The 18693-nt window shown below is 53.7% G+C and carries 18 protein-coding genes; 15 read left to right on the forward strand and 3 right to left on the reverse strand.

What is annotated here, in order from left to right:
• The first annotated feature begins 2 nt into the window (after nucleotides 1–2).
• Nucleotides 3–395 (forward strand): VOC family protein, encoded by a 393-nt coding sequence (locus LZ463_RS22410; RefSeq protein ID WP_241458520.1) that lies wholly within the window; start codon nucleotides 3–5, stop codon nucleotides 393–395.
• A gap of 38 nt (nucleotides 396–433) precedes the next feature.
• On the opposite strand, the gene LZ463_RS22415 is transcribed toward LZ463_RS22410, so the two are convergent.
• A complete protein-coding gene (locus LZ463_RS22415) occupies nucleotides 434–1186 on the reverse strand; it encodes a substrate-binding periplasmic protein (RefSeq protein ID WP_241458521.1) in 753 nt (250 codons plus the stop codon).
• A gap of 307 nt (nucleotides 1187–1493) precedes the next feature.
• Between LZ463_RS22415 and LZ463_RS22420 the strand changes: the two genes are divergently transcribed.
• From LZ463_RS22420 to LZ463_RS22445, 6 genes are all read left to right on the forward strand, one after another.
• On the forward strand, nucleotides 1494–2006 hold the full coding sequence (locus LZ463_RS22420; protein WP_241458522.1) for a DUF1269 domain-containing protein: 513 nt from the start codon (nucleotides 1494–1496) through the stop codon (nucleotides 2004–2006).
• A 133-nt stretch (nucleotides 2007–2139) separates the two neighbouring features.
• Nucleotides 2140–2877, forward strand: a complete 738-nt coding sequence (locus tag LZ463_RS22425) for an ABC transporter ATP-binding protein (RefSeq protein WP_241458523.1) — start codon at nucleotides 2140–2142, stop codon at nucleotides 2875–2877.
• The gene (locus LZ463_RS22430) at nucleotides 2877–4433 is read left to right on the forward strand and encodes a hypothetical protein (RefSeq protein ID WP_241458524.1); all 1557 of its coding nucleotides are present in this window, start codon (nucleotides 2877–2879) and stop codon (nucleotides 4431–4433) included. The genes LZ463_RS22425 and LZ463_RS22430 overlap by 1 nt, the downstream gene beginning before the upstream one ends.
• Nucleotides 4434–4475: 42 nt before the next feature.
• Entirely contained in the window at nucleotides 4476–5708 is a 1233-nt protein-coding gene (locus LZ463_RS22435) for an efflux RND transporter periplasmic adaptor subunit (protein ID WP_241458525.1), read from the forward strand.
• Nucleotides 5708–6463 (forward strand): ABC transporter ATP-binding protein, encoded by a 756-nt coding sequence (locus tag LZ463_RS22440; protein WP_241458526.1) that lies wholly within the window; start codon nucleotides 5708–5710, stop codon nucleotides 6461–6463. The genes LZ463_RS22435 and LZ463_RS22440 overlap by 1 nt, the downstream gene beginning before the upstream one ends.
• Nucleotides 6460–7683 carry an ABC transporter permease gene (locus LZ463_RS22445; protein WP_241458527.1) on the forward strand — a complete coding sequence of 408 codons (1224 nt, stop codon included), beginning with the start codon at nucleotides 6460–6462 and terminating at the stop codon, nucleotides 7681–7683. Before LZ463_RS22440 ends, LZ463_RS22445 begins: the two co-directional genes overlap by 4 nt.
• A gap of 106 nt (nucleotides 7684–7789) precedes the next feature.
• On the opposite strand, the gene LZ463_RS22450 is transcribed toward LZ463_RS22445, so the two are convergent.
• Entirely contained in the window at nucleotides 7790–8446 is a 657-nt protein-coding gene (locus LZ463_RS22450; RefSeq protein ID WP_241458528.1) for a thiol:disulfide interchange protein DsbA/DsbL, read from the reverse strand.
• Nucleotides 8447–8729: 283 nt separating this feature from the next.
• Between LZ463_RS22450 and LZ463_RS22455 the strand changes: the two genes are divergently transcribed.
• The 6 genes from LZ463_RS22455 (at nucleotide 8730) to LZ463_RS22480 (ending at nucleotide 15557) form a co-directional block, all read left to right on the forward strand.
• Nucleotides 8730–9233, forward strand: a complete 504-nt coding sequence (locus LZ463_RS22455; RefSeq protein WP_241458529.1) for a hypothetical protein — start codon at nucleotides 8730–8732, stop codon at nucleotides 9231–9233.
• Between the two features lie 195 nt (nucleotides 9234–9428).
• Nucleotides 9429–10556, forward strand: a complete 1128-nt coding sequence (locus tag LZ463_RS22460) for an SMP-30/gluconolactonase/LRE family protein (RefSeq protein ID WP_241458530.1) — start codon at nucleotides 9429–9431, stop codon at nucleotides 10554–10556.
• 5 nt (nucleotides 10557–10561) lie between these two features.
• Nucleotides 10562–12160 (forward strand): glycerol-3-phosphate dehydrogenase, encoded by a 1599-nt coding sequence (gene glpD / locus LZ463_RS22465; RefSeq protein ID WP_241458531.1) that lies wholly within the window; start codon nucleotides 10562–10564, stop codon nucleotides 12158–12160.
• A gap of 162 nt (nucleotides 12161–12322) precedes the next feature.
• Complete coding sequence (locus LZ463_RS22470) at nucleotides 12323–13195, forward strand: DUF1700 domain-containing protein (protein WP_241458532.1); 873 nt, start codon at nucleotides 12323–12325, stop codon at nucleotides 13193–13195.
• Between the two features lie 91 nt (nucleotides 13196–13286).
• A complete protein-coding gene (locus tag LZ463_RS22475) occupies nucleotides 13287–14093 on the forward strand; it encodes a head GIN domain-containing protein (protein ID WP_241458533.1) in 807 nt (268 codons plus the stop codon).
• A 357-nt stretch (nucleotides 14094–14450) separates the two neighbouring features.
• Entirely contained in the window at nucleotides 14451–15557 is a 1107-nt protein-coding gene (locus tag LZ463_RS22480) for a substrate-binding domain-containing protein (RefSeq protein WP_241458534.1), read from the forward strand.
• Nucleotides 15558–15635: 78 nt separating this feature from the next.
• On the opposite strand, the gene LZ463_RS22485 is transcribed toward LZ463_RS22480, so the two are convergent.
• Nucleotides 15636–16802: a GGDEF domain-containing protein gene (locus LZ463_RS22485; protein WP_241458535.1), complete on the reverse strand. Its 1167-nt coding sequence runs from the start codon at nucleotides 16800–16802 to the stop codon at nucleotides 15636–15638.
• A 114-nt stretch (nucleotides 16803–16916) separates the two neighbouring features.
• On the opposite strand from LZ463_RS22485, the gene LZ463_RS22490 reads away from it, so the two are divergent.
• A complete protein-coding gene (locus tag LZ463_RS22490) occupies nucleotides 16917–18170 on the forward strand; it encodes a TIGR03862 family flavoprotein (RefSeq protein ID WP_241458536.1) in 1254 nt (417 codons plus the stop codon).
• Between the two features lie 128 nt (nucleotides 18171–18298).
• Nucleotides 18299–18628, forward strand: a complete 330-nt coding sequence (locus tag LZ463_RS22495; RefSeq protein ID WP_241458537.1) for a hypothetical protein — start codon at nucleotides 18299–18301, stop codon at nucleotides 18626–18628.
• Nucleotides 18629–18693 lie beyond the last annotated feature (65 nt).

Genomic DNA, 18693 nt, shown 5'->3' on the forward strand with positions numbered 1-18693 from the left:
TCATGAACTTTGCCTACACCATTATCTACGTCCCCGATGTTGCCGCATCGCTCAGTTTTTACGAACATGCCTTTGGACTGACACGCAGGTTCCTGCATGAATCAGGCATGTATGGCGAACTTGATACCGGCGCTACGACCCTGGCATTTGCTGCCCATGCCATGGGGGATCTGAATTATTCCTGCGGTCATGTCGCTGCACATAGCTCGCCCCAGCCTCTGGGCATGGAGGTGGCTTTCACTACGGCAGACGTGGTAAAGGCACATGCGCAGGCACTGGCGGCGGGAGCAAGCGAGCTGGCAGCACCGGCAGAAAAACCCTGGGGGCAAGTGGTTTCTTATCTGCGTTGCCCGGACGGCAGCCTGGTTGAACTGTGTACGCCCATGGGCGTCTGAGTCTGCCGCCGTGGGCAAAGACGTCATGTTGGACAGGTTTAATTTACTGGCCAGTACTTGTTCTGTAGACGGCTGACGGTGCCGTCTTTTAGCAAGGCTTCATAAGCATGTTTCCAGGTCCGTTCTTCTTCTTCGTCCAGACCTATGGAGGCGGCCAGGTAAAGTTCGGCAGAACCAAGACTGGGGCCGGTGCAGACATCTTCAAAGCGAAACCCATATTCTTCAATGGCGGCCGTCAGCATGGGGTACCCGGCATAAATGGCGTCAATACCGCCCAGTGCCAGCATTTTCAGCAGGTCCTGATAGCTTTTCTCGTACACAATGTGACGAAAATTCTTGGCCTGTAAATACTGGGCGACAGGAGAGCCACGCAACAAGCCTATACGCAACAGGCTTAATTGCTCCAGCGATGCATGTTCTATGCTGGTTTTTCCTGGCAAGGCAGGCTGACGGCCAAAAAAGGTGTATTTAACGGTCGTTATTGGTATCAGCCATTTGTAGTGATGCTCCCGGTCAGGCGTCCTGGCCAGAGGAAAAATCCCGTAAGAATTACCTTCGCTGGCTATTTTGACAGCCCTGGCCCAGGGATAGAAAGTCAGGTCTGGCGTGCGTCCCAATTGGACCGACATGGCTGCCATGAGCTCATAGGCATAGCCGTGTGGCGTATTGTTTTGTTGCCATACAAACGGTGGCAGTTCTGCTGTTACCCATTTTATCTTTTCGCCAGCCATGACTGAAGATTGGCAATGCAAGCCAAGCAAGACCATCATCAGGCAGAGAGTCTTTTTCATGTCAGGACAAGGTAGGGGCGCGCACAAGCAATTTATGTTTCGCCAGATTGCATATCACAGTATTCTGGCTAATGAGATACGGGTCAAGCAGGATTTTTGAATATCTGAAAAAAAGCCGCATTCAAGTCATTTTTACCATTTGAAATTCTACCGGGATTGACTATAACCATAGTGAGGCTTTGCACATCCTGTCGCTTTGCCCGCTCGGGAAAAACGATGCTTGCTGTCTCATCCCCTGGCCAGTCAAATATGGTCACCGCGATAACATCGCAAAGCCTCTTGCCTTCTTACCTGAACGGAGATTGTCATGAGACGCAGACTGTATTTCATGTTACCTGACGTCAGCAGCGCCAGGGCCATGCTTGATGAGCTGGTAGCAGTGGGTATTGAACAAAGATATATGCATTTTTGTGCAAGGGAAGGCTTGCTGGCGGCTGACATGCCGGAAGCGAACAGCCTGCAAAAAACTGACCTGATCCATGGTGCCGAAGTGGGCATGCTGATAGGGGGTATTTCCGGTTTGCTGGCTGGTGGTCTGTGGTTGATCTTCCCGCCGGAGAGCATGGAAATGCGTATAGTTGCTTTACTCGTATCGGCGATAGGCGGCGCGCTGTTCGGTTCATGGATGTCGGCCAATGCGGCACGCTCCATCCCCAGTTCCAGGCTGCAGCCTTTCCTTCTTGATATTGATGCAGGCAAGGTATTGCTGATGGTCGATGTGCCGTTCCGGCAGATTTCTGACATTCAGCAAATGGTCAGCAAACAGCATCCTGAAATACACTTTGGCGGTGTCGATCCGCATGTGCCGGTCTTTATCTGAATAAAACCGGGCAGATGGCATGCTGCTTGTTCGTCCTGTGCGGGCCAGGCCTGGTCCGCATAAAAAATCCCTGTATACAATCACCACATTCTGAATTCGGCATACAATGATTTTTTTATAAAATTCATTGTTGATGATGTCAGACACTGCCCTGGAATTGCGCGATCTTTGTAAGAATTTTGGTCGGCCTGCCGTTGAAAACCTGAGCCTCAGTGTGCGCCGTGGTGAGTTGTATGCCTTACTGGGCCCCAATGGGGCTGGCAAGACAACGACCTTGCGTATGGTGGCCGGCTTGATATCCGCCGACAGTGGCAGCATACGCATACTGGGTCAGGAATTGTCAGCCGATCCGGCACTGGCCAAGAGCAAGCTGGCCTACCTGCCAGACGACCCCATGCTGTACAACAAGCTCAAGCCTTTTGAATACCTGGAATTTGTCGCCGGCTTGTGGGGTATTGCCGCCGATGTGGCAGCGAGCAGGGCGCGTGAATTGCTGGAATGGCTGGATTTGCTGCAACATGCCGACGAGCTGACCGAAGGTTTTTCGCGTGGCATGAAGCAGAAACTGGCACTGGCCGGCGCCCTGATACACCAGCCTGAACTGATTATCCTTGACGAGCCACTCACTGGCCTTGACGCCGCGGCTGCCAGACAGGTCAAGGATGTCTTGCTGACACATGTCAAACAGGGTGGTACTGTCATTCTGACCACACATATACTAGATGTTGCCGAACGTCTGGCAGAGCGCATAGGCATTATCCAGCATGGCAAGCTGATCGCCGAGGGCACACTGGAAGAATTGCGCACCCGCACCAGTCAGGCCGCCGGCACGCTGGAAGAAGTTTTCCTGCAATTGACGGAGCCGGCATAATGGCGCGCTGGCCCCGGCTCCAGCCAGGCGGCGTTGCCTGGTTGCTGGCGCATGAATGTCGACTGGCTTTTTATGATCTTGGTGAAAGCCGTCCTGGCCGTGCGCCTGCGCGTGGCATGTCAGCATTTGGCAAAAGCCTGATCGCACTGATGTTCATTTCAGGTCATATCGGTATCTGGCTATTGATGCGCAAAATGCCGGTGCTGACTGATGCCGTCCCGCCAGCTTTGCTGATGCTTGCCGGTGCAGCCATGCTGATGATCTTCAGCATGATGCTGTCACTGGGTTTAAGCCGTAGCGTAATGGCCTTGTTTGAACGTGGTGACCTGGACCTGCTGCTGTCTTCACCCCTGTCATCGAAAGCCATCTTCGTGGTCAAGCTCGCCGGCATCAGTTTTTCTGTTGGCGTCTGGTTTTTTCTCTTGCTGACACCTGTGGCCAATGCCGGTCTGTTTCTGGGCCAATGGTACTGGCTGGGAATTTACCCTGTCCTGGCGGGTATGTCCGCACTGGCAGCAGCATTGTCCATGGTACTGACCCTGTTCCTGGTAAAAACCATCGGTGTGCGCAAGACCAGGACCGTAGCGCAGATACTGGGGGCCGTGACAGGTGCTGCATTATTCCTGGTTTCCCAGCTGTTTGGCAATCTTGGCAAGGAGGTGCAGGGCCGCGTCCTGCAAAAAGTCATGCCCTGGTTTCAGGCTGGCGGCATATTTGATATTGACAGTCCGGTCTGGTTGCCGGCCCGCGCCTTGTTTGGTTCGCCGTCGGCGATTCTGGTATTCGTACTTTTCAGTGCGGCGATATGCTGGCTGACCATACAATTCACCCATGGTTTTTTTGTCCGTGGCGTACAGCAGGCGGCGGGGAATGCGCGCAAACCTCTGAAAACCGGCGCTCTGGCGGGCAGGCAATATGCCGGCAATTTCAGCCGCAGCCTGCGCGTTACCATGATGGTGAAAGAATGGCGCCTGATCGCACGCGACCCACACCTGATTTCGCAGGTATTGCTGCAAGTCCTGTACATCGCCCCCCTGTTTTTTCTGATTTTCAAATCCAGATCGGTCTTGCCCGGAGTGGCGGCAGGTGTTGTGTTTCTGGCAGGTTCGCTGGCTGGTTCATTAACCTGGGTTATTGTTGCTGCAGAAGATGCCCCTGATTTATTGCGTGCGTCCCCGGTCAGCAGCACGCAAATCCTGACCGGCAAATTGATGGCCGTCATGCTGCCCATCGGTTCCCTGATGGCCCCGGCCCTGATCTGGATGTTGCTCCAGCAGATCGGCCTGGGTTTGCTGGCCATGGCCTGTACGGCATCGGCCATGCTGAGTTCGGCTCTGATACAACTATGGCAATCCAGACCGGCAACACGCAGCCAGTTTAAAAAACGCGGTCAAAGCCAGGTACTGGCAGGCTTGTATGAAGCATTCGGCACCATGTCCTGGGCAGCCTGTATTTATGTAGGCATGCAGTACCCGGCATGGCTGGGAGCCCCGGTGGCGACGGCATTGCTGATACTGGCAGCGGCCTGGGTTGGCCGTATTGAACGAAATAACTAAGTGCAGGTCTATTTCACATCTGATCAAAGCGATAGGACAACTATGCCGGTATTCACCAAGAAACGTGTTTTCGTAGTCATTACCCTGTTGCTCGTTGGCGGTGCAGCTGCTGTGTATTACCAGAAAGAGACCGCAAAATCCAAGGAGGAAGAACCGAAATTCCGTACCGCCCTTGCCGACAAGGGCAATATCACCCAGACCGTGACGGCCAGTGGCACCTTGAACCCGGTGGCATTGATCAACGTCGGTTCCCAGGTATCGGGTACGGTGGTGGAATTGAAAGCCGACTTCAATGATCGCGTCAAACAGGGACAGGTACTGCTCAAGCTGGACCCGACCATTTTTAATGCCCAGATCAAGCAAAGCGAAGCCAGCCTGGCCTCTGCCGAGGCATCGAGACGGCTGGCGCAGGCTACCCTGGAGCGTAACCAGAAACTGGTGACGCAAAACTATATTTCCGGCACGGCCATGGACCAGGCCAAACGCGAAGTCGAGGTGGCAGACGCCAATATCAAACTGGCCAGGGCGCAGCTGGACCGGGTGCGCGCTGACCTCAATAACAGCGTCATACGCTCGCCGATAGATGGTGTCATCATCAAGCGCACCATCGATATGGGGCAGACCGTGGCAGCATCTTTCCAGACACCCAACCTGTTCCAGATCGCCCGTGACCTGACCAAGATGCAGATAGACACCAGTGTTTCTGAAGCCGATGTCGGTGCGCTCAGGGACGGTCTGCCAGCCCGCTTTGTGGTCGATGCCTACCCGGATCGCGAATTTGAAGCCAAGCTCAGGCAATTCCGCCTGGCAGCCAATGTCCAGCAAAACGTGGTGACCTATAACGTCGTGCTCGATGTCGACAACAAGGATGAACTGTTGAAGCCAGGCATGACAGCGCAGGTGCGCCTGGTGGTTGGCAGCAGGGAAAATGTGGTACGCATCCCGACTGCTGCCTTGCGTTATAAACCGACAGAAGAAGAGCAGGCCAAAGAAGCCAAGGCATTGAAGGAAAAAGCGAAAAACGCCAGTGCATCAGCTTCTGCGTCAGCCAGCAGCCTGCCTGCACCAGAGGCAGATGATGACGTGGCCTTCCGTACCAAGAAAGATCTGACTCGTACTTTCAAGTTATACAAACTCGATGAAAAAAATCAGGCCAAGGCAGTCGATGTCAAAATCGGTTTATCCAACTTCAAGTATACCGAAGTCATCTCCGGTGATTTGAAGCCTGGCGACAAAGTCATTACCCGTTCCCTGGACAAGACAGAGGCGCGCTGATGAGCGATACCCTGATAGCCATACGCCAGGTCAGCAAGAGTTATTTTTCCGGCGGTATAGAGACCAAGGTCCTGCATGGCATTGACGTACAGGTGCCACGAGGCGACTTTCTGGCTGTCATGGGGCAGTCCGGTTCCGGCAAGTCGACACTGATGAATATACTTGGCTGTCTGGACCAGGCCAGCAGCGGTTCTTACCTGCTTAACGGCGTCGATACCCTGAGCCTGTCGCGTTCTGAACTGGCGACCATACGCAACCGCACTATCGGTTTTGTGTTCCAGAGCTTCAACCTGATCAAACGCATGAGCGTGGCTGAAAACGTCGCCCTGCCTTTGATCTATGCCGGTGTAGGACGCGACAAGGCGCACAAGAAGGCGCTGGTTGAACTGGAGAGGGTGGGCCTGAAAGATTATGCCAAGCGCTTGCCGAATCAATTGTCTGGTGGGCAGCAGCAGCGTGTCGCCATCGCCCGCGCCCTGGTCGCTGATCCGCCATTGATACTGGCCGATGAACCTACCGGTAATCTTGACACACAGACCAGTGAAGACATCATGCGCTCCTTGCAGCAATTGAATGCGGAGCGTGGCATCACCATCCTGCTGGTGACACATGAGCCGGATATCGCCGCATACAGCAAACGCCTGGTGCGGCTCAAGGATGGACATGTTCTTTACGATGGTCCAGCAGCAGAAGGCTTGCGCCAGCTGGCTGCTTCGCATGCTGAATATTCAGAAGCACAGGTGGTGAGCAAATGAATTTCCTCCAGGTTTTTATAGAAGCATTCCGTTCCATGAACGCCAACAGGCTGCGCACGGCGCTGACCATGCTTGGCATTATCATCGGCATTACTTCAGTCGTGATGATGCTGGCAGTGGGTGAAAGCGCCAGAAAATTCATCGCCAAGGAACTTGAAGTGCTAGGCAGCAATCTGATGATTATCTCGCCCGGCGCCAACCGCACCCAGGGCGTGCGTGCACGTACCGGCACTGCACCTTCCCTGTCGGTAGAAGATGCGATGGCGCTCAATGAATTGCCCAGCCTGAACGGGGCCGCACCTGCATTGCAAGGCTTTTTTCAGCTGACTGTGGGGAATGACAATTCCAATAATGCCGTGCTTGGGATAACACCAGAAATGTTCAAGGTCCGTAACTGGAAAGTGGAACAGGGCAATGAATTCAGCGAGTCTGACATCCGTGGTGCGGCACGCATGGTTATCATCGGCAAGAAGCTGGCAGATCAGTTTTTTTACAAGGACAATCCCATCGGTCAGTTTGTGCGCATAGACAACGTGCCTTTCCAGGTAGTTGGTGTGTTGCAGGGTACGGGCCGCATGTTTGATGGCGGCGACCTGGGGGACATGGTGCTGATACCGATTACTTCAGCACGGGCCACGCTGATGCGCAGCCCTTTTCCGCGCAATGTGCATTACGTCGTGGTGCAGGGCAAGAGCGACAAGCAGTTGAAGGATGCTGATGAGGACATCAAGGACATGCTGCGTGACCGCCACCATATCAAGGCAGGGCAGGAAGACGATTTCCGTATCGATAACCTGGCATCGATAGCGGAGACCGGGGCCAAGATCAGTGCCGGCCTGGCTGCCATGCTGGGCGCGATCGGTGCGATTTCCCTGATCGTTGGCGGCATAGGCATCATGAACATCATGCTGGTATCGGTCACTGAGCGCACCCGTGAGATAGGCATACGCATGGCCATCGGCGCCAAGCCGCGCGATGTCTTGTTGCAGTTCCTGACAGAGGCGGTGGTGATCTGCCTGGTCGGCGGCATCATCGGCATCATGCTGGCCATGGGGGGCGCCGCCGCCATTACGGCGACAGGCAAGCTTGATGTCGTCATCGGCTTGCAGGCAATGATCGTTGCATGTGCCTTTGCCAGTTTTGTTGGTATCTTTTTTGGTTTTTATCCTGCGCGCAGGGCATCGAGGTTATTGCCGGTTGATTGTTTGCGCTATGAATAAGGCGGGCCTGTTCGCCTTGCCCTGAAAGCAGAACGGGAAATCTTCATTCATGGAAGATTTCCCGTTCTGTTTTTTGAGTCAGGAATTGTGCTGGCTTGTGTTCCGTTTATTTCTTGCTCTTGGCCACCAGGGCATCAAGTACCTGTAGCGTCACCTGGAACAATTGTTCACGCGGCATATTGCTGTTGGCTGCACCTATCATCGACGGATTGGTCAGGTAACGGCCATCAATGACCAGGGTAGGTGTGCTGTCCACACCGTAGTTGGCGATGGTCTTTGGCAGACTCTTCATCTTGCTGATGACAGAGAAAGAGTTATAGAAGCTGACGAATTTTGCCTTGTCCACACCATTCTTGACTACCCAGTCGATGTTCTCTGCATCGCTGGTCAGGCGTTTGTTTTCTTTATGCCAGGTTGCCAATATCTTGGCATGCAGGCTTTCTTCCAGGTTCATCGCTTCCAGGGTGACGAAGAGATGCGCTTCCGGATCAGTTTCACCTGTGCGTGGCAGATGTACACGACGGAAGTTGATATTGTCGCCCTGTTTCTTGACCCAGTCATTGATCACCGGTTCCAGCGCATTACAGGCCGGGCAGTGATACATGAAGAATTCGATGACTTCAACTTTCTTGCCGCTGGACTGGGTGGGCTGGGCTGTCTTCAGCACAGTGTAATCGGCCCCTTCCTTGGGCGCAGCGGGTGAGGCAAATGCTGAAACAGTGACAAAACCGAGGGCAATGACGAACAGACGTAAGAGGCGCATAATTTCCTTTAACATGAAGCGAGACAAGTCGTTGAGCTTACCAGTAATTATTCAACTTGGCAGCAGGCAACTTGCCAGCAGGCCGGTTCTGGTCTGCTGGCCATGTGAAGAGCCAGCACCACATAAAGAAAACAGCATTTGAGACATATTCGTCAAAAATGCTTAAATCCGGCCGTGAATTCAGGCAAAAACTTGCACATAGGCAGAAATCGTAGAAAAATGAATTCATGGCCCCTGTCAAAAATGAGCCAGTTCCACCATCCCAGCCAGCGGAGTGCGCGTAATGATGACCGTGCCTGTCATGATAGACTTTGAAGCATCGGGCTTTGGCAAAGACAGCTACCCGATAGAGGTCGGCTTTTCGCGTCGTCATGGTGAAGGCTGGTGTACCCTGATACGGCCTGAGGCCGACTGGCTGCACTGGGATATCCATGCCGCACGCATACATCACATCCCGCGTGAAATCCTGGTAGAAAGAGGCAAACCCGCCAGGCTGGTGACCGAGCAGCTCAACAGCCTGTTGTCCGGCATGACGGTCTACACCGATGGCTGGACCCAGGATTATGTCTGGATGGCACGACTGTATGACGCTGCTGATAATGTGCCCAATTTTCGTCTGGCGGATTTGCGTGAAATCATTACTTCCGGGCAAGAAAGCATCTGGTACGACACCAAGGCCCAGGTGCAGGAAGACTTGAACATATCACGTCACCGCGCCAGCAACGACGCCAGGATATTACAGCTGACCTGGCTGCGCACCCATGATGCTGTCAGCCACCTGAGCTGACCTGCGAGTGGTGTCAGCAAGTGTGGCGTGCATGCCTGTTGGTAAAAATAAATATCAAATTATTATTTGGATGGTGCGCAGACGGCGCGCCGACAGTGCAAAATACAGGTTTGCCTGTATTGCCATTGCGAAAACCCGCATTGCTGGCACAGGCCCCAATGATATGAATGTTTCTGCCGCCAGGAGTTAATATTGATGAAATGGATAATCCGCCTGCTCTTGTCTGTGCTGGTTTTATTGCTGCTTGTGATGGCCTATCTTTTCCTGGCGCCGGTACCGATCAACCCGGTTGCCTGGCAGGCCACGCCATTTACCGGCTATTCACCACCGCATGCGCGCAATGAAAAGCTGGCTGCCCTGAAGACCCTCGATATCGGCGACGAAACCGGTCCCGAGCATATTGCAATTGGCCCGGACGGCAAATTGTATGCAGCGGTGACCTCGGGCGCGATTTTGCGCATGCAGACTGATGGTAGCCAGCGCGAAACCTGGGTCAATACAGGTGGACGGGTACTGGGATTCATGTTTGATGCTGCCGGCAATATGATTGCGGCAGATGCTTTTCGGGGTATTTTGTCCATCAGCCCTGACAGGCAGATTACCGTGCTGACTGACAAGGTCGGCGACAGCCCTATCCTGTACGCTGATGCGGTTGTGGTGGCAAAGAATGGCAAGATCTATTTCACTGACGCCAGCCAGCGGTTTGGCGCCAAGGAAAATGGCGGCACTTTCCATGCCAGCGTGCTCGACATACTTGAACACTCATCAACGGGCCGCCTGCTTGAATATGACCCGGTCAGCAAACAGACCCGGCAGATTGCCAGCGGCATGTGTTTTGCCAATGGCCTGGCATTGAGCGCGGATGAACAGCACCTGATCGTGGCCGAAACCGGTGAATACCGTATCTGGAAAATCGCCGTGAATGCCAGGGAACTGAACCTGAAAAACAAGCCGGACAAGAAACTGGCCACAATATTATTGCGCGACCTGCCCGGCTACCCCGATAACCTGATGCGTGGCCGTAACGGCCGTATCTGGCTGGGTCTGGCCAAACCGCGTGGCGCCGCCATCGACAATATGGCGGAAAAACCCTGGCTGCGCAGCCTGACCCTGCGTCTGCCGCGCATGCTGTGGCCAGTGCCGCCAGCTTACGGGCATGTAATCGCTTTTGATGAAAGCGGCAAGATACTGGCAGACCTGCAAGACCCGTCCGGCCAGTATCCAGAAACCACAGGTGTGACAGAAACTGAAGACCGTCTGTACATCCAGAGCCTGCATGCCCATGGCATAGGCTGGTTGCCCAATCACCTGGCCAGAAAATGAGTGTGATGTCGTCGCAAACGCAAAACAGGCAAATCAGGCAAGAGGGGGGCAGCGAATCCCCTGCTGAAGTCGATGTACTGATTGTCGGCGGAGGTATCAATGGCGCGGGCATAGCCCGCGACGCCGCCGGTCGTGGCTTGCGTGTGCTGCTGTGCGAGAAAGACGACCTGGCCTCACATACTTCGTCGGCATCAACCAAGCTTATCCACGGTGGCTTGCGTTACCTTGAATATTATGAATTTGGCCTGGTACGCAAGGCGTTGCTGGAACGTGAGGTGCTGATGCGTTCTGCGCCGCATATCATCAGCCCTTTGCGCTTTGTCATGCCGCATGACCAGGGACAGCGGCCGGCGTGGATGATCAGGATGGGCATGTTCCTTTATGATCATCTGGCCAGGCGTGAACTTTTGCCCGGTGCCGAAACCCTGCGCCTGTCTGAACATGTGGCGGGCAAGCCTTTGCGGGCCGACTTCCGGCGTGGTTTTGCCTACTCCGATGCCTGGGTAAAGGATTCCCGCCTGGTCGTCCTGAATGTCATGGATGCGGCAGAAAAAGGTGCGACTGTCATGACCCGTACCCGCTGTGTTTCTGCGCAAAGGCAGGGGCAGGGGCCGGATCAGTACTGGCTGGCGCAATTGCAGACGGCGGATGGTCGGCAATTGACGATCAAAAGCCGCAGCCTGGTGAATGCCAGCGGGCCATGGGCTGTCAGTTTCCTGCACCAGACTCTGCATCATGACGCCGCCAAGACCCTGAGGCTGATCAAAGGTAGTCATATCGTGGTGCGTCGCCTGTTCCATCATGACTATGCGTATATTTTCCAGCATCCCGATGGCCGCATCGTGTTTGCCATCCCCTATGAACAGGACTTCACCCTGATAGGAACCACCGACCTGGAATACAGCGGCTCGCTCGATCAGGTAGCCATTACACCTGACGAAGTCAGTTATTTATGTGAGCTGGCCAGTCATTACTTCATCCAGTCCATCGGCCCGGCAGACGTGATCTGGTCTTATTCAGGTGTGCGGCCGCTGGTGGAAGAGGTTGTGGCGACGGGTAAGGAAAAAGCCGCTGCACTCACCCGTGACTACAGTCTTGAGCTGGATAGTGCAGGAGCACCCTTGCTGAACGTCTTTGGTGGCAAGATCACGACTTACCGCAAACTGGCAGAAGAAGCACTGGCCTTGCTGGCGCCGCATCTGGGGAATGAAGCATCATCCTGGACTGAGCACGCCTGCCTGCCCGGCGGGGATATTTTCAGTGCAAGGCCAGAAAACCGCGCCGTGCGTGAATTCCCGGCCTATGTGCAGTTATGCCAGCAGCAATATGCCTGGCTGCCGCCGCATCTGGTTGAACGTTTTGCCCATGCCTATGGCAGCCGCATGCATGTCTTGCTCAAGAACCGGCAGTCACTGGCGGACATGGGGGATATGCTGGCTCCTGGCTTGTATGTGGCCGAAGTTGAATACCTGATGCAGCATGAATGGGCACGCACTGCGGAAGACATTCTCTGGCGCCGCAGCCGTCTGGGTCTGCATATGCTCAATGAAAGTGGTGCCAGATTGCAGGCCTGGATCGACGGTAAACGTATCGGGAAGGCATAGTAATTTGATATTTTGCGCACCCTGCTTGGCGATCCATGCCTGCTGCCTGTCCTGAGGTTTTGCAGTTTGTCCCCAGAATTGTGCGCACTGTCGCATCCTGCTGGTCTTGTCCTCAGGCGGTCCGTATTCTGAACATACGCAATCAATTTTCAGGAGACGGCAATGGACAAATCCAGCTATATGAAGGCACTGCGCAGCGCACTCGAAGGGCTGCCAGCCCCGCTTATTGAAGAAACCATCGAGGCTTATGAGCGTAAGTTTGCCGAAGCAGCATTGAACGGCAAGTCTGAAGAAGAACTGCTCGCCAGCCTGCCCCAGCCGGAATTGATCGCCGCCCAGAAAAAAGCCAGCATACGCTATGATGCCTTGAAGAGAAATTTCACCATAGGTAATATCGCTGGCCTGCTGGTAGCCATGATAGGTCTGATGGTATTTAACCTGTTCATGCTGATACCGGCGATGACATATTTTATCCTGCTGTGCAGCAGCTATGGCGTTGCCCTGTGCCTGTATCTGGCTGGCATAGGCATGACGGCAGCCAGCCTGTCAGGTGTGGATCAGTTCAGCTTCCAGCTTCCGGCCGGTCATCACCATGTAGCACATGGCGCGCATCACAGAAACAGCCGTGACGGACATTATCATGACGTACGCGTTGATATTTCTGAAACAGGCGTCCTGATCGATGGTGAGCAATTTGATGACCATGGCAAAAAAACCGAAAGTAGCGGCGTCACCGTGACACTGCCGAATACCGCCAGCGCTTCTGCTACTACCGCTGTTGCGAGCGCAACGGCTACTGCAAGTCAACCCGCAGTAACTGTCCAGACAGAGGTCAAAGTCCGCGATCGTGACAGTTTCCAGATCGAAGTCAGTAACCATTTCTCTGCTGGCAAGCTGCTGTCGGGCCTGGGTGCGATACTGGCAGGCATAGGCTTGTTCATGCTCAGCATGTTCCTGACCAAATATTCCTTCATCGGTTTTAAACACTATGTGCGCTGGAATCTGTCGCAACTGCAACTGGTCCGCCCTGCCTGACGGCAGCTGTCATCATCGTGCGACAGTAAAAGTGTCATATCGCAGAACGCATGTAAACTAGCAAAAAATCCTTAATTATCAGGAGAAAATCATGAAAAACATTATACGTACGGGCATAGGCATGCTGGGTCTGGCGGTGGTGCTGACCGCGTCGTCCGTGGTCTTCATCAAGGCCCATGCCGGCAATGTTGTGGCCAGCAGCAGCGGTTCCGCCGCCAGCGAGATGCGACCCGTTAATGCCTCTATTGTCAATATCATACTGAGCGGGCCCATCGACCTGAGCCTGAGGCAGGCAACTACTCCAGAATTGCTGGTGAAAGGGGATGGCAAACTGGTGTCTCGGGTCACCACCAGGCTGGACGGCAATACTCTGCACATCGGCACACGTGGCATCTTCATCGCGGTGGGCAGAACCGAGCAGACCAGGGTGGAATTAAGTTTGCCCAATCTGGAAAAACTGCAATCCTCAGGTAGCGGTGATTCCAATATCAAGGGATTTCACGGCAACAAGGTGGAAATACTCATGCAGGGCTCAGGCAATGTCGTCTTTGACGGGGACTTCCAGCAGGTTCTTGCCAACATCCACGGCAGCGGCGACCTCAATCTGGGGCTGGGTAATACGGATATGCTGGAACTGAATGTGAATGGTTCTGGCGATAGTGTCATCAAGGGCCAGGCCAGGCAATTCACTGCCAGGCTGAACGGTTCTGGGGATTTGAACGCGACTTCCCTGAAGAGTGCACAGGTCAACCTGAGTTCTACGGGCTCTGCTGATTCGCGCGTTTTCGCCAGTCAGGAAATCAGACTCAAATTGATGGGCAGCGGTGATGTTCATGTCAGCGGTAATCCGGCCAAGCGAATTGTGGAGAAGATGGGGTCGGGTGAAGTGAGCTGGTGACGGCAGTTATAAGGGAAATAGTGGTAAATTGTAAATTAACTTTTGGTCTTTCGCCTGAAATACCATACAAAATTGAAGTAAAGCTGCTCAGGACAGTGTTGTAAATCAGTACAATTATTCAATGTTGCTTAAAAGAATGAAATTTTCCATAAGGAATTTTTGCTTGTGGAAAATTTTATTCTTTTTTTTATTTGTTTCTTATTTAAAAATTCGGCGCTGCTTGCTTGATGTGGAAACTTTATATATTTGACGGTTTTTTCTGCAATAATCATTGCGTACTTGTAAGTATTTGTTTCAAACGCCAATAATCCAGACAGAGCCATCCAGATATTCCATCAACCTGAACAGCCGAGAATCATGACTGCTACCCAATGTAAATACCTGACCGTGTTATTTGTTGTGTTCAGCTTCTTCAGCGCTGCTTCCGCGCAGGAAAACCCCATGCAGTTTCTCAGCCGTGCCAATGCCAAAGTGGCCAGGGCGGCATCCTTGAAGAATCGTTGGGAAGGTCCGGTTGATGGGCCACAACTGCAAAAGAAAAAGAAAATCATCTACATTGCGGCAAATATGTCGGATGCCGGCATCAGCGGTGTATTCAATAGCTTGCGAGAAGCAAGTGCTGGCGCCGGCTGGGAAGTATTGCCCATCAATTGCAGTGGCCGTTGCAACCAGGGCTCAGCGATATTGAATCAGGCGCTGGACATGAAGGCGGATGGTATCGTGCTGGCCGGGGTGGATGTGGCCAGCCTGTCCAAGGGCATGGCAGCGGTGGCAAAAGCCAAGGTGCCGGTAGTCGGCTGGCATGCATCGGTCAAGAGCGGCCCGACCGATGGCCTGTTTACCAATATTACGACCAACCCCAAAGAGGTTGCCCAACTGGCCGCACTGTATACGGTGGTGGAATCCAATAACAAGGCGGGTATCGTGGTGTTTACCGATTCCACCAACCCCTATCTGCTGGCCAAGTCCAGCGCCATTGTTGAAACCATCAAGCAATGCGAAGGTTGCAAACTGCTGAGCGTGGAAGACCTGCCGCTGGCTGAGGCACATCTGAAGATGAAGAGTGTGGTAGAGAATCTGGTCAAGCGTTATGGCAGCAAATGGACGCATGTGATCGGCGTCAACGATTTCTATTTTGACTTGATGGAAGTTCCGGCCACGGCCAGTCTGACAGCCAACAACAAGCTGGTTGGCGTCTCGGCCGGTGATGGCTCACAGACGGCCTACAAGCGCATACGTGCAAACAACCTGCAATCCGGCACCGTGCCAGAACCGCTGACCATGAATGCCTGGCAGATTGTTGATGAATTGAACCGTGCGTTTTCCGGTGCTGAACAAAGCGGTTATGTGAATTCACCGCATCTGGTCACCAGCCAGAATATTGCCTATGACGGCGGGCAAAAGAACATGTTTGAGCCAGCCAATGATTTCCGCGCGCACTATCAAAAATTCTGGGCGAAATAAGTTTTTCATTATCTCGAATCGTTAAATGCAAAAGGCCGGTCATGATTGCTGGCCTTCCTGCTTTTATGACTGCCTTGTTCAGTTTTTCTCAGTCAGTGCCGCCAGAATATTGCCGGGCACGGACTTGTCCAGATACATGCGCTGGTCTGCCGTCTGCATGAGCTTGTCGGCAGTACGACCGTCGGTAGGGTACATGGCACAACCCAGGGCTGCCTGAATGTTGATTTGATGCCCCTGTATCGTGCAGGGGCCCTCCAGGATTTTTTTCAGGCGCATCAGGGTACTGTCGAGCTGGGACTCCTGGTTCACGCCAAATGTCAATGCGACAAATTCATCACCGCCTATGCGGCCGACAAAATCGGCATGCCGGCAAAAACTCCTGAGTCGCCTGGCCACCTCTTTCAGCAGCAGGTCACCTGACTGATGGCCGTATCGGTCATTGACAGACTTGAAGTGATTCAAGTCAATCAGGATGAAGCCAAAGCCCTGCTGGTTGCGTGAGCTTTGTGCAATTGCCTTATCCAGCATCTCGTCGACATGGCGGCGATTGGGCAATCCTGTCAGGACATCTTCACGGGCCATTTCCAGTATGCTTTTCTGGGCGCGCAGATTGCAGCACACGCTGACGCCATATGTCCAGCCCAGCAGGCACAGCGCGACGATCAGGTAAACCAGGTTGAGCAGCGGGTGTCGCATCAGCTCCTGACTGGTGTTTGATATATAGGCAAGGTGCCAGCGCAACATGAAACCAAGGGCCATCACCAGCAGCGATACAGCGCCTATGCCGGCCGCCATCAAGTCCAGGTCACGCGTTTTCCAGATCAGAATATAAGCGGTTGTCAACAACAGGGCGGCGGCAATCGCGTCATGACACAGATATCGGCGTATCATGTCGTCCCGGTTCAGAAATGCCAGCAGGATAAACAGGGGAACCAGCGCCAGACTCCATAGCCAGCGCTGTTTCGAGGCATAGGCACGAAAGCGCAGGGTGCCTTCCAGCATCAACAGGATAGTGGTCAGGGTCAGGGAATTATTGACAGCAACAATCAGGGGTTTGGGGATATCAATGACATTGATCAGGCGCACCAGCAAAAATGCCGGTGCTATCATGGAAGCTGCAACGGCCCAGACACCGGTACCGGGTATGTCACGATTGATGCGCCAAACCGCCAGCATGACCAGCATGGAAATCACACTGATACAGAGTACGACCAAATCGAGTGTGGCACGATCCAGATTGACCATAGCAGAACCCGGTTGAACATCGTGAAAATTCAGTCTGGCCCACCTTTCCTGTGCGCACATGCCTTGCCGCAAGGATATGGCCTTTTATGCAAAACCTTATTATGACGCAAACTTATGCAAATATACCCAAGTAATCAGCAAGATCAGCAGGCCGCCGGTGTTGTCGTGGTAGGTGGCGGGCCCGCCGGATTGATGGCTGCTGAAACCTTGGCTTTACGAGGTGTACAAGTCGATTTATATGATGCCATGCCTTCGGTAGGACGCAAGTTTTTAATGGCAGGCAAGGGGGGGATGAACCTCACCCACTCGGAAGACTTTGTCTCTTTCATGACACGCTACGGCCCACGTCAGAAATGGTTGACGCCACTGCTCAGGCAATTTGACGCGAATGCATTGCGCAGCTGGGCTGTCGGCCTGGGTATCGAAACCTATGTCGGCAGTTCGGGCCGGGTGTTTCCCGTTGACATGAAGGCAGCACCCTTGCTGCGTGCCTGGTTGCACAGACTGCGTAGCCAGGGAGTGCGCTTTCATATGCGGCATCGCTGGCTGGGCTGGGATGAACAGCAGCAGTTGCGGTTCGATACACCAACGGGTGAAATCAGCAAACCGGCACAGGCCGTGGTACTGGCTTTGGGTGGTGGCAGCTGGGCCAGACTGGGTTCCGACGGCGCCTGGGTCAGCTTGCTCAGGCAGCACAAACTGGATGTGGCTGACTTGCAGCCGGCAAACTGTGGTTTTGATTTGCCATGGACAGAATTTTTCAGGAGCAGGTTTGCCGGCCAGCCTTTGCTGACTGTCGCAGCCAGGGTGAGGGGCAGCAACCTGGCCATGCGCCAGGGCCAGTTCGTCATCACGGCAACGGGAGTAGAGGGTAGTCTGATCTATGCCCTGTCATCTGCGCTGCGTGAGCAAATCAATGTCAGCGGTAAAGCCGTGCTGGAACTTGATTTGCTGCCCGACATCCCTGTTGACAAGGTGCTGATAGAATTGCAGCATCCGCGTGGTTCGCGCTCTTTGTCCAGCCATTTGAAAAGCCGCCTGGGACTCGATACCTTGAAGAGCACGCTCCTGCATGAAGTACTGGGCAAAAGTGATTTCGACAATAGCAGCCTGCTGGCGCAGACGATCAAATGCCTGCCCTTGAACCTGCATGCGGCGCGCCCTATTGATGAAGCCATCAGCAGTGCCGGTGGCTTGCGTTTTGAAGGGCTGGATCAGAACCTGATGTCGATTCACTGTCCTGGCCTGTTTTTTGCCGGGGAAATGCTGGACTGGGAAGCCCCGACCGGCGGTTATCTGCTGACGGCCTGTTTTGCGACGGCCCGGGCAGCTGCACAAGGGGCTGCTGACTGGCTTGCCAGGGCCTGAAAAAATCGCTTGTCCAGTTAAGTTTGCCTCCAAATACTTTCTGCCAACACAAACAGAAGTCGGTACAATGATAGTTTCCGCGCCGCATCATTTTATTAAAGTCTATCGCATTTCATGTTCTTGTTTGTATGAGTGATAACCGAAACACCGCACGCTCCAATGTGACCTGGCGCGGCGCCATACAGGTTCTTCCTGGCCAGATCGTACTGGCGAAAATTATTAACTTTGCAGCTGGTGGCATACAAATCCAGTGCAGCGTCGTTCTCAAAGAAAAGCAGACTTACCAGATGATGATGGAAGTGCCCAGTCCGCGCGATGCCTCGCAGCGTACCCAGGTCGTGTGTAAGGCAACCTGCATCTACACCATACTCAGCGGCAGCGAATATCGGGCAGGCATGAAATATTTTGATGTGCCTGAACAGCACATGGCATTGCTGGCAGAATGGTATGGTGGTTAATCCCGCCAGGCCTGCCACAGCATGCTGTCCCTTCCTGTGATATAAACAGTTTTTGCCCCTTTTTT

This window comes from Undibacterium paludis, from assembly GCF_022568815.1.
GTDB lineage: Bacteria > Pseudomonadota > Gammaproteobacteria > Burkholderiales > Burkholderiaceae_D > Undibacterium.